Source organism: Archangium sp. (genome assembly GCF_057119385.1).
In genome coordinates, this window is the sequence record NZ_DBNGVP010000118.1 from 157,979 (window position 1) to 168,885 (window position 10,907).

The 10,907-nt window shown below is 68.0% G+C and carries 7 protein-coding genes; 6 read left to right on the forward strand and 1 reads right to left on the reverse strand.

Annotation, left to right across the window (positions count from 1 at the left end; all coding sequences use genetic code 11):
* The first annotated feature begins 3 nt into the window (after nt 1–3).
* From AC16DP_RS29165 to cglE, 6 genes are all read left to right on the forward strand, one after another.
* Nucleotides 4–1,536 carry a tetratricopeptide repeat protein gene (locus tag AC16DP_RS29165; protein ID WP_329726492.1) on the forward strand — a complete coding sequence of 511 codons (1,533 nt, stop codon included), beginning with the start codon at nt 4–6 and terminating at the stop codon, nt 1,534–1,536.
* 162 nt (nt 1,537–1,698) lie between these two features.
* The gene (locus AC16DP_RS29170; RefSeq protein WP_329726493.1) at nt 1,699–5,370 is read left to right on the forward strand and encodes a tetratricopeptide repeat protein; all 3,672 of its coding nucleotides are present in this window, start codon (nt 1,699–1,701) and stop codon (nt 5,368–5,370) included.
* 44 nt (nt 5,371–5,414) lie between these two features.
* Nucleotides 5,415–6,800 (forward strand): tetratricopeptide repeat protein, encoded by a 1,386-nt coding sequence (locus AC16DP_RS29175; protein ID WP_329726494.1) that lies wholly within the window; start codon nt 5,415–5,417, stop codon nt 6,798–6,800.
* 177 nt (nt 6,801–6,977) lie between these two features.
* Nucleotides 6,978–7,259: a hypothetical protein gene (locus tag AC16DP_RS29180; RefSeq protein ID WP_324949738.1), complete on the forward strand. Its 282-nt coding sequence runs from the start codon at nt 6,978–6,980 to the stop codon at nt 7,257–7,259.
* Between the two features lie 47 nt (nt 7,260–7,306).
* Entirely contained in the window at nt 7,307–9,217 is a 1,911-nt protein-coding gene (locus AC16DP_RS29185) for an AgmX/PglI C-terminal domain-containing protein (protein WP_329726495.1), read from the forward strand.
* 80 nt (nt 9,218–9,297) lie between these two features.
* On the forward strand, nt 9,298–9,894 hold the full coding sequence (gene cglE / locus AC16DP_RS29190; protein WP_329726496.1) for an adventurous gliding motility protein CglE: 597 nt from the start codon (nt 9,298–9,300) through the stop codon (nt 9,892–9,894).
* A gap of 158 nt (nt 9,895–10,052) precedes the next feature.
* On the opposite strand, the gene AC16DP_RS29195 is transcribed toward cglE, so the two are convergent.
* Nucleotides 10,053–10,907 (reverse strand): hypothetical protein (locus AC16DP_RS29195; protein ID WP_483956894.1); only part of this gene is annotated, 855 nt, incomplete at its 5' end.

Below are 10,907 nucleotides of genomic sequence, written 5' to 3' on the forward strand. Positions count from 1 at the left end.
GCCATGCACCGACTGATTCTCGCCACCTTGCTGGTCCTCGCGCCGCTGGCCTCCGCGCAGGACATGAATGCCTACAACCAGGCGCTCGCGAGCTTCAACGCGGGCAAGCTGGACACCGCGGCCCCGCTCTTCTTCGAGCTCGCCGCCCATGCGCAGGACTCCGACGTGCGCGCCCGGTCCGAGTACTACCTGGCTCAGGCGTATGCCCGGAAGAAGCTGCCCATCAGCGCGCTCGTCTCCTACGCGGCCATCGTCAACGCCGGCCCCCAGCACCCGTCCTACTTCCAGGCGATCGAAGGGCTGGTGGACGTGCAGCAGCAGCTCAACGAGCAGAACCTCGTGCCCAACCTCCTCGACAAGGCCTACACGCCCGAGGTGCAGGACAAGTGGGTGCGGCTGCCTCGCGAGGTGCTCGCGCGCGTGCAGTACCAGGTGGCCACCATCCGCCAGCGCCGCGGCCGCTTCGAGGAGGCCCGCGCGCTGCTCGAGGCCGTGCCCTCCGACAGCCGCGTCTACGCCCGCGCCCGCTATCTGCTGGGCGTGGTGCTGGCCGATCCGCACTTCCCGGGCCGTCCCGCCGAGGCGGACGCGTTGGATGCCGCCGCCCTGGCCGCCTTCCAGGGCGCGCTGGACGCCAAGGCGCCGCAGATCGCCCATGACGAGGTGAAGCAGCTCTCCCTGCTGGGCATCGGCCGCCTGCACTACGGCCGCCACGAGTACCCTCGGGCCGTCGACTCCTACGAGGCCGTGCCGCGCTACGCCCGCTTCTGGGATCAGGCCCTCTTCGAGAACGGCTTCGCCCGCTTCCAGAACGAGGACTTCGGCGGGGCGCTCGGCAGCCTCCAGGCGCTGCACGCCCCGCAGTTCGAGGGCGCCTTCCAGCCCGAGTCGTGGATCCTCAAGGCGACCGTCTACTACTACAGCTGCCTCTTCGACGAGGTGAAGACCACGCTGAAGGCCTACGAGCAGCTCTACGAGCCCATGGCGAAGCAGCTCGAGCCGTTCTCCGGCGAGGACGTGGACCTGCTGAGCGCCTACAACCTGGTGGCCGCGGAGAACCGCCGGCTGCCGCGCCCCATCTACCTGTGGATCCGCGGCAACGAGCGCATCCAGGACGTGATGCGGATGATCGCGCAGGTGGACACCGAGAAGCGTGAGGTGGCCGCCCTGAGCGACTGGCAGGGCACGGGCATGGTGCCGGAGCTCACCTCCTCGCTGGAGGAGGTGCGGGGCACGCTGATGCAGATCGGCGGACGCTTCGCCAAGAGCCGCCTGCAGGAGGCCGCGCAGAACCTGCGCACCTTCGCGGACCAGGCGGAGATCATCCGCGTGCAGACGGCGCTCGACGAGAAGGACCTGCTGCTGGCCGGCGTGGACCAGAAGGCCGTCCTGAAGACCCAGTCCATCTACCGGCCGAAGATGCCCGGCGCCGCGTGGAACTACTGGAAGTTCCAGGGCGAGTTCTGGCGCGACGAGATCGGCTACTACCAGTACACGCTGAAGCGCGGCTGTCCGGCGAAGCTCCAGCAACAATAAGTCCTCTACGCGGGTGGTGGAGCACTTCTCATTCCAACACCGCATTTCTACTTTCCCTCGTCCCTTTCGGTAGGTGGTGAGGGAGGCGATGGGGGCGGCCCGGCTTCTCGTGGAGCTGGAGGGGCGCGCTCTTTTTTCCTCGCACCCTCCACAGGAGCTCGCATGAAGGCGGTCCTTCGTTTCGGTGCGCTGGCGGTGGGCGTGGCGCTCACCGCGGGCGGGGCAGGGGAGGCGGCACAGCCCTCGGGCAAGTCCTCCCAGGCCGCGCGCAAGCAGGCCTCGTCCAAGCAAGGCCCTTCCAAGCCGGCTGAGGCCAGGGAGACGCCTTCCAAGGAGGCCGCGCGCACGGCGCCCCAGGAGCGGGAGCCCGAGCGCCAGGGTCCGGCCCGCATGGGTCCCGCGCGCATGGGTCCGGGATCGGACAACACGCCGCGCATCGCCGATGCCCAGAAGGACGGGCTCGCGGACCGCAAGCGCGACGAGGCCATCGAGGGCTTCAAGCGCCTGATCCCCAAGCTCCAGGAAGGCTCGCACCGCCGGGCGGACATGCTCTACCGGCTCGCCGAGCTCTACTGGGAGAAGTCCAAGTACCTCTACCAGCAGGAGATGAACCGCTACCTCGAGGCGGAGAAGGCCTTCGACGCGGCCACCGCCCGCGGCGAGAAGCTGGAGGCGCCCAAGCAGGATCACCGCGAGAGCGAGCGCTTCCGCACCGAGACGATGCGCATCTACGAGGACCTGCTGAGCGGCTACGTGGACTGGCCCCAGCGAGACGAGATCCTCTTCTACCTCGGCTACAACCTCCAGGAGCTCGGCCGGCGCGATGACGCCGTGAAGCGCTACCTGCAGCTGATCGAGGAGTTCCCCCAGTCGCAGTTCGTCCCGGACACCTACGTCCAGCTGGGCAACCACTACTTCGACAACAACAAGCTCAAGGAGGCCCGCTCCTACTACGAGAAGGCGCGCGCCTCGAAGGTGCCCAAGGTCTACGCCTACGCCGTCTACAAGCTGGCGTGGTGCGACTACAACGCGGGCGCCTACGACGAGGGCCTCGCGAAGCTGCACGAGGTGGTGGACTACGCCGGTGATCGCGGCGAGGAGCTGGGCGACCTCAAGACCGAGTCGCTCAACGACCTCATCGTCTTCTACGTCAAGCTGGACAAGGGCCAGGAGGGCATCGCCTATTTCAAGGCCAAGGCCCCCGAGAAGCGCCAGGAGCGGCTGATCTCCAAGATGGCCGCCCAGCTCATGGACGTGGGCCTGTACGACAGCGCCATCGAGACGTACCGCGTCCTGATCCAGGACAAGCCCAAGGGCCCCGGCGCTCCCGAGTACCAGCAGTCCATCGTCCGCTCCTACGAGGGCCTGCGCCAGCGCAACCAGGTGCGCGCCGAGATGAAGCGCATGGTGGAGCTGTACCGGCCCGGCGGCGAGTGGTGGCAGGCCAACACCGGCAACAAGCCCGTGCTGCGCAATGCCTTCAGCGTCACCGAGGAGGCCATGCGCGTCATGGTCACCGACTACCACCAGGAGGCCCAGAAGACGCGCCAGGTGGAGACGTACCGGCTCGCCCGCGACATCTACAAGCAGTACGTGGACACCTTCGCCACCAGCGATGATCCCGAGTTCATCTCCGACTCCGCCTTCAACATGCGGTTCTTCTACGCGGAGATCCTCTGGGCCCTCGAGGAGTGGGAGGCCGCCGCCGCCCAGTACGACGCCGTGGTCGCCTTCAAGATTCCGGAGCGCGACTCGGCCCGCGAGGTCTCCAACGAGACCTACCGCAAGAACGCCTCCTTCGCCGCCATCATGGCCTACGACAAGCTCGTGAAGATCGAGCGCGGCCAGTTGGCCAGGAGCGATCTCAAGGACGGCCAGAAGGTCGACGAGAACAAGTCCAAGGGCCACGTCGAGAAGAAGGGCCGCATCACCAAGAAGGACACGGCTCAGGCCGAGGAGCCGCTCACGCGCTTCGAGGAGCGCCTGGTCGCCGCGTGCGACACGTACAACACGCTCTACCCGGACAACCCGGATGAGATCGACCTGCGCTACCAGGCCGCCCTCATCGTCTACGACCGCCACCGCTACATGGACGCGGCCCGGCGCTTCGGGGAGATCATCCACAAGTACCCCGCCGAGCGGCGCTCGCGTGACGCGGCCGACCTCACCATGTACGTGCTCGAGTCCCGCGAGGAGTGGCTCGAGCTCAACAAGCTCTCGCGGCAGTTCCTCGCCAACGAGAAGCTGCTCAAGCCCAGCCCCGAGTTCGCCGCCCGCGTGGCCCGCGTCGTCGAGGGCTCGCAGTACAAGTGGATCCACGAGGTCGTCTACCAGAAGGAGAAGAACCCGGCGAAGGCCGCCGAGCTCTTCCTCGACTACGTGAAGGAGTTCCCCAGGTCGGAGAACGCGGACCGCGCGCTCACCTCGGCCATGGTCATCTTCCAGGAGGCCGGGCAGCTCGACCGCGGCGTGGCCGCTGGCGAGCGCGTCCTCACCGACTACGCGGGCAGCCCCTTCGAGCCGAAGATCCGCTACACGCTCGCGCGCCTCTACGAGAAGCTCGCCGAGTTCCGCAAGGCCGCCGCCATGTACGCCGCCTTCGTGGACGCCCATGACGCCGCCTCCCGCGCCGACGCCGCTCGCAAGGCGAAGCCGGTGGCCAGCAAGGGCAAGGACTCGAAGGGCAAGGACGCCAAGGCCAAGGACGCCAAGAAGGAGTCCCTGTCCAGCGACACGCCGAACGCCGGCGAGGCCCGCGCCAACAGGGACGAGGAGCGCCACCAGTTGCTCACCGAGGCCAGCGCCTGGGTGCCGGATGCGCTCTTCAACGCCGGCCTCTGGTGGGAGGGCGTGGGCGAGTCCGACAAGGCCATCTCCGCCTACCGCGCGTACATCGCTCGCTTCAAGGCCCGGCCGGACGTGCCGCAGCTCGCCTACAACATCGGCCTCGTCCACGAGAAGGACGGCAAGCACGCCGAGGCCGCGCGTGCCTTCGAGTCCTTCGCCGAGACGTACGGGCGCGACTCGCGCACCACCGCCGCCCAGCTCTACCTGGCCCGCTACCGGCAGCTCATCGCCTACCGCGAGCTGAAGAACGTCCGCGACACCGAGCGCATGCAGGGCGAGCTCGTCCGCGGCTGGGCCAGGCTGTCCCAGGAGGAGAAGCAGCGGCCGGACCTCCTCGACGCCTACGGCCACGCGCGCTTCCTCGCGGTGGAGTACGACTGGCAGCGGTACACGAACATCCGCTTCAAGAACGTGGCCACCATCCGGCGCGACCTCGCCGCCAAGCAGCAGTCCATCCAGAAGCTGGAGAAGGCCTACGTGGACGTGCTCGGCACCGGCTCGGGCGAGTGGGGCATCGCCGCGCTCACCCGCATCGGCCTCGCCTACGCGGACTTCGCGCGCAACATCCTCGAGTCCCCGGATCCCGCCGGGCTCGACGAGGAGCAGACGGCCATGTACCGCGCCGAGCTGGAGAACCTCGCGCTCCCGCTCGAGGACAAGGCCACCGAGGCCCTCGAGAAGGCGCTGGGCAAGGCCTACGAGCTGTCGCTCTACAACGAGTGGACCCTGGCCGCGCAGGACCAGGTGAACCGCTACCGCCCCGGTGCCTATGCGCAGGTGCGCCAGGTTCCCTTCCGCGGCAGCGAGTTCTTCGTCACCGCGGACGTGGCCAAGGAGCCCGGCCTCCCCGAGGTCAGCCAGGCCACTCCCGCTTCCCAGGAGCCCGCCGCGCCCCCGGCTCCGGCTCCGGCGTCCACTGAGACCCCGGCTCCCGCGGGCAACGCGGCGCCCATTCCGCCCACCGCCTCCGGGGAGGCCCAGCCGTGAAGGTGACGCACATGCATCCGCAGGCATCCGCAGGGAGTACGTTCATGGCGTTCCGCCGCACCCTCGCCGCCGCCACGCTGGCCCTCACCACCGCGTGCGCCACGACCTCGCAGGTGAAGCCCGTGCCGGTGGCCACCACCGAGGCCCCGGCGCCCGCTCCCGCTCCCGTCGCCGAGACGAAGAAGGAGCGCGACCTGCGGGAGACCTTCGCCCAGGCCGTCGCCGCCTTCGACGCGGGGGACTACGCCAAGGCCGAGGAGGGCTTCCGCGAGGTGGTGGCCAAGGCGCCGCAGAGCCTCAATGCCCAGTTCAACCTGGGCGTCATCGCCGAGCGCCAGGGCCGGCCCGCCGACGCGCAGGCCGCCTATGAGAAGGTCCGCTTCCTCGAGCCCGGCCACGTGCCCACGCTGCTCAACCTGGGCCGCCTGTACCGGGTGCAGGAGAAGTACGAGGAGGCCATCGCCCTCTACGAGGCCGGGCTGAAGGTGAAGGGCCGCGAGCACGAGGCCTCGCTGCTCAACAACCTCACCGTGGCCTACCGGCTCGCCGGCAAGCACGAGCAGGCCGAGGCCACCGCCCGCCGCGTGCTCGCGCGCCACCCGGACGACGCCGAGGCGTACAAGAACCTCGCGCTCGTCTACTACGACCAGGGGAAGTACCGGCTCGCGGAGCTGGTGCTCGCCAACGCGCGCAAGCTCGATGAGAAGGACCCCGGCATCTACAACAACCTGGGGATGATCTACCTGAAGCTGGAGGACCGGCCCCGCGCGCTCGCGCAGTTCCAGAAGGCCGTGTCGCTCGACGAGCGCTTCGCTCCCGGCTACCTCAACCTCGGCGCCATGGCGCTGGCCTGGCGCGACTACGCCGGTGCCGAGCGCTCCTTCTCCAAGGCCGTGGAGCTGGAGCCCGGCTCGTCCGAGGCCTGGCTCTACTACGCCTATGCGTTGGACGGGCAAAAGGGCCGCGACGCCAAGAAGGGGCTCGCCGCGGGCGAGGCCTTCGAGAAGGTGCTCTCGCTGCGCGCGGAGCAGCCCGAGGCCCTCTGTGGCGCGGGCTGGGCCTACGCCGTCGAGCGCGCCGGCTGGGACAAGGCCGAGGGCTTCCTCCAGCGCTGCAAGGATCTGGGCTCCACGAGCGCGCAGGACAAGCAGCTGATCGACTCGAAGCTCCAGGGCATCGCGGCCATGCGCAAGAGTGGCCAGCCCGAAGCCGCGCCCGAGGAGAAGGCGCCCCATCCGGCCGCGGTCGGAGGCAGTGGTTCGATGCTCGACAAGGTGTCCGATGAGGCGGCGCCGCAGGAGGGCGCACCCGCGGAAGGTGCCGCTCCCGCGGAGGGTGGTGTCGCCGCGCCAGTCGATGGCGCAGCGGCCTCGCCGGAGCAGAGCGGGCCAGCGGCCGAGCCTCCGGCCGAGACCCCGAAGGCCGAATAACCTACCGGTTCCGGTGGGAAAATTTTTCCACTTACTGGGGCCTCACGTGGAGCGGGTGGAAGCGCTTCGCAGGGATTTCGCGGCATTCCACCACCCGGGGCGTTGGTGCAGGGCGTGCAAGGAAGCGGAAGGAACCTCATCAGGGACCCGCTGTCCCATCCGACGAGGAGGCCTGACATGAGACGACTGGCAGCGGCAGTGGCGGTGGTGGCGTTGTGGGCGGGGCCGGCGCTCGCGGAGGAAGAGCCGAAGACCCAGGTGAAGGTCATCCAGGAGGAGGACAAGGTCGTCGTTCGCAAGAAGACGACGATCGACTTCACCGACATGGCGGTGGAGGGCGAGCTCACGAAGCCCGAGGGCTCGTACGTGCTCAACCGGAAGAAGACGGACTTCCAGAGCCTCATCCGGGTTCGCGACAACTTCAATCCCGAGCTGCAGAAGTCGGTGGACAACCTCTAATGAGCGGCGTGGGCATGGCGGGTGGAAGGGAGGAGGAAGGATCCTCTATGGCGGCGGGGAAGAAGAACGGATTGAGGTTGAGGATCACCGGACCGGATGGCTCCGTGCACGAGGCCGTGTCCGAGGCCGAGAGCGTCATCGTGGGCTCGGGCGCTCAGGCGGCGGTGAAACTGCTGGACCCACGGGTGTCGAACCTTCACGTGATGTTGAAGGTCGAATCCACCGGCTCGGTGACGGCCATCGACCTGGGCAGCGAGAGCGGCACGCAGGTGGGCGGTCAGCGGGTGGTGGGACCGCGGACGCTCTCATCGGGTGACGTGCTGATGCTGGGTGGCTCGCGGGTGGAGGTGCTCTTCGGCAACGCCGAGGCGCCGCCTCCTCCAGCGGGCGCACAGGTGGAGAGCGGGGTAGGGCTGCAGGGCTCCATGCTGCACCCTCGAGCCCCGGAGCCGCGCGCTCCGGAGGTGGGCAACCGGGTGGTGCCTCCGGGCCTGCGCAACCGGGCCACTCCCGAGCAGGTGGTGCGGAGCAAGCAGGCTCCGGCGGCCCGGACGGCGCGCTCGCTCGTGGCGGCACACATCCGCGAGCCGCTGCCGCCCGAGGCGCTGCCCACCCAGGACGCCAAGGTCCTCCAGGTGCAGCTGCTCTGGGGCGACCAGATCATGTCCATCCAGCACTTCCGGGACGGCGTGCCGGTCACCATCGGCGAGGCGAAGAAGAACTTCTTCCACGTCTTCGAGTCCGAGGTGGGAGCGCGTCACGTGCTGGCGGTGGGGCGCGGCGAGCTGTACGAGCTGCACGTGCCCGAGTCCGCGGGCGTCATCGTCACCCACAACGGTGACGTGCGCACGAAGGACAGCCTGCGCGCAGAGGGCAAGCTGACGGCGTCTGGCAAGGAGCACGCGTACACGCTCGGTCTGCATGACCGGGCGGAGGTGTCGCTGGGCACGCTCACCTTCGTGGTGCGCTTCGTGAAGCCATCGCCCGCCGTGGCGGTGAGCTCACTGGCCGAGACGGACTTCACCTGGTTCAAGATCGCCGGCATCAGCTTCCTGGCGGCCGGCGCGTTCCTGGCGGCCATGCTGCTCACGCCTCGCTCCGAGGCTCCGTCCAGCGACGACATCTTCGCGAGCCAGCAGCGGGTGGCGAAGTTCCTGGTGCAGCCGGCGAAGCAGATCGACACCAGGCGCTTCGAGCAGAAGGGCGCGGAGGAAGGCGCCAAGGCCAAGGACGAGGAAGGCAAGTTCGGCAAGGAGGAGGCGAAGAAGGCCGAGGCCGATCCCTCCAAGCCGGGCACCCACATCGTCAACAAGAACAAGCGCGAGCAGGACCGCAAGGTGGTGGGCCGGATGGGCCTGCTGGGCGCGATGAAGGGCCTGAAGGGGGGCGCTTCCGACGTCTTCGGTCCGGGTGGCCTGGGCACGGGCATCAACAACGCGCTGGGCGGCCTCAAGAGCGGTGCGGGTCTCGGGGATGCGCAGGGCGTGGGCGGACTCGGCTCACGTGGCTCGGGCACGGGCGGTGGCGGTACCGCGCTGGGGCTCGGCGGCCTGGGCACCAAGGGCAATGGCCGCGGCCCGGGTGACGGCGGCGGCATCGACCTGTCGGGCCGTGGCAAGACGGTGACGAAGATCGTTCCTGGCAAGACCACGGTGGTGGGCGGCCTCGACAAGGACGTGATCGCGAAGATCATCCGGAGCCACCAGAACGAGATCAAGTACTGCTACGAGACCGAGCTCAACAAGAACCCGAGCCTCGCGGGCAAGGTGGCGGTGGCCTTCACGATCGATCCGGCGGGAGGAGTGTCGGAGGCGAACGTGACGGAGACCACGCTGAACAGCTCGGCGGCGGAGAACTGCATGCTCTCGCGCATCCGCCGCTGGAAGTTCCCCGAGCCCAAGGGCGGCGGTGTGGTGGCGGTGACGTACCCGTGGCTGTTCTCGCCCGCGGGTGAGTAGCCGCACACGTCTCCGTATCTCCAATCGAGTCAAGAACCCCTCTCCCTCTGGGAGAGGGTCAGGGTGAGGGTCGTTCCGATATGAAGAAGCCGCTGTTGGCCGCCGTGCTCGCGATGCTGCCCACTACCGCTCTGGCGGCGACGCCGCCGGAAGGAGTCCCGCTGGAGGTCCGCCGCGGCTTCTTCACCGAGGCCGATATCGGCACGTTCTTCACGCTGGGCGGGGAGAACGTCTACTCGAACGCGCAGACGTACCTGCAGCTGGGCGTGGGGTACGACCTGACGGACAAGGTCTCGATGGGCGTGCACTTCGGACTGGGCTCGTCGGCGGCGAACTGCTTCGCCGGGTATACGCCAGGCACGAACGTGTGCAGCATGTCCGACAACTTCACGGTGGCGTTCGCCGACGTGACGGCGGCGTACATGGTGCCGCTGGCGGACCGGCTCTACCTGATGCCGAAGGTGGCGGCGGGCCTGTCGCGGTTGGATCCGGCGCCGGTGGGAAGTGGAGACCCGGGAGCGGCGCTGACGGCGCCGAACGCGGGCCTGGGCATCGGCATCGAGTACGCGACGCCGATGGACCACTTCTCGGTGGGCGCGGACTTCCTGGCCCGCTACCTCATCGGGCCCAACATCCCCACCTTCGCCTTCTTCCCGCGGGTGAAGTACACGTTCTGAGCTTCGCGGGTTCGAATCACGTCGGGCGTACGAGCACGAGGCCGGATGCTGCTGGAATCCCAGCGGCTTCCGGCCTTGGTGTTCAAAGACTCGCATTCATGAACTGCAACCCCTGGCAGCATGAACCGCGGGTACGTGACGTCCATGGCCTTCTCCCCTCAATCTTCGCGAAAGAAATAGGATTCCTTCTCGTCGTTACGGGCCTCGTAACGCTCACCCGTCCAGCGGAACAACACGGCCGGAAGCACCTCCGTGTTCGCATCTCTGGCCGTGTCGGGCTTCGTGCTCTGCGCCGAGCTCACCTTGACCCAGTTGAAGACACCGTTCGTCTTCGACCCGGTCACGGCGATCACCGAGCAGAACCGGTCCTCCCATTGCCAGTCCCTGGGATCGACGCCCTCTTCATTGACGAGCACTGTGGGAGGGCCGTGACGGATGTACTTCCGATAGACGACCGTCTTCAGCACACGCTCAATCTTGTTGCCGTGGATCCGGAAGACCTGGAGCTCCTCTTCACTGGCCGTCTGATTGTTCGGCACGGGCTCCTCGTGGCTGAGCCTGAGCCCGAAGCCCACCTCGGTTCCAGTGAGCCGATAGGGAGCAAGATCGAACTCATGGTTGTATCCCTCCGGGAGGCGGATGGGCTGCTCCGCCTTGGCCAGCAAGGAAGGCTGCTTATCGGCGTCCACGGAGACCGCGAACAGCTCAAGTTGCTCCGAGTTGTTCAGGACACCAACGAGGTAGACCCCCCTTCGGGCCTTCCAGGCCCGGACATCCAGCTCGCCATGGGTTGGAGCGAGTTGGAGTGCCTCCTCGAGCGCGGACGTGGAGAGGCCCGGTGCTTTTTCCGCCTTGGGTTCATAGCGGTCGCATGTCCTGGCAGGGGAGGGCAGGATTGATCCAAAGTCCGTAGGAGAGGTTTTGAAGAGGGGGAGAGCAAGTCCAGACAATCTCAGGCAAAGAGGGGGCATCCCTCCGGACGGCGCTTGAAAGAAGGGCGCCGTGGAAGGACA

Excerpts from the sequence above, each read along its gene's own strand:
- cglE (WP_329726496.1), top strand. The coding sequence starts at position 9,298 with ATGAAGAAGCCGCTGTTGGCCGCCGTGCTCGCGATGCTGCCCACTACC.
- AC16DP_RS29165 (WP_329726492.1), top strand. The coding sequence starts at position 4 with ATGCACCGACTGATTCTCGCCACCTTGCTGGTCCTCGCGCCGCTGGCC.
- AC16DP_RS29170 (WP_329726493.1), top strand. The coding sequence starts at position 1,699 with ATGAAGGCGGTCCTTCGTTTCGGTGCGCTGGCGGTGGGCGTGGCGCTC.
- AC16DP_RS29175 (WP_329726494.1), top strand. The coding sequence starts at position 5,415 with ATGGCGTTCCGCCGCACCCTCGCCGCCGCCACGCTGGCCCTCACCACC.
- AC16DP_RS29180 (WP_324949738.1), top strand. The coding sequence starts at position 6,978 with ATGAGACGACTGGCAGCGGCAGTGGCGGTGGTGGCGTTGTGGGCGGGG.
- AC16DP_RS29185 (WP_329726495.1), top strand. The coding sequence starts at position 7,307 with ATGGCGGCGGGGAAGAAGAACGGATTGAGGTTGAGGATCACCGGACCG.